General features: G+C 49.3%; 1 protein-coding gene and 1 pseudogene. Both read right to left on the bottom strand.

What is annotated here, in order from left to right; translation table 11 throughout:
- Window positions 1-191 (bottom strand): hypothetical protein (locus GJ688_RS20115; RefSeq protein ID WP_207708854.1); only part of this gene is annotated, 191 nt, incomplete at its 3' end.
- A gap of 118 nt (window positions 192-309) precedes the next feature.
- Window positions 310-576 (bottom strand): annotated as a pseudogene (locus GJ688_RS20110) (phage minor capsid protein); the annotation flags it as partial.

Below are 576 nucleotides of genomic sequence, written 5' to 3'. Positions count from 1 at the left end.
GCTTGTTTTTCTTGCTGTTCGCGCTCGGCCAACAGCTGGTCCAGTTGGCCCTGGACTTCTTTATATTTGGTGTTGACTTCATCGAATCGAGATTTTGGAATAAGATGTTCCTGGGGCGTAGGGTCTGCTTTTACCGGAGTATTCTCCACTTGAGTTTGCTGCGGCTCTTGCACTTGCGTTTCTTCTGCCAAAATCATGTCCTCCTTACCCTACGCTTGATTTCGCGGTCGCGTCCGCGTGGGGATGATTGGGGCGGCCAGTTTTACGACATAACGCTGATAGGTCGGAAGATAATTAAAAGCACTCGCGTTACATACGGAGTGCTTTCATCTTTTGATCGTGTTTTTGACGCAGCTTTTCGGGTAACAGATTGATATCTCTCACCGGACTCACATGATGTTGGCAGTTGGGATGAAATATCTTGCCAGTTGCTCGGACTTGATCATAAGTCAAATAGCCAGCGGTTAACCCATGCAGGGAAATCACCATTCCCTCGAATGACCGACAAGCGTCTTTGGCGTTATGAGACGAGATCACCGCCAAGTCCACACCGCGTTCCATCGTCTCCACCCGAGT

Source organism: Heliobacterium mobile, from assembly GCF_009720735.1.
Classification (GTDB): Bacteria; Bacillota; Desulfitobacteriia; order Heliobacteriales; family Heliobacteriaceae; genus Heliobacterium; species Heliobacterium mobile.
Note: the sequence above shows the minus strand (reverse complement) of the source record. Positions and strands in the feature narration are given on the sequence as shown.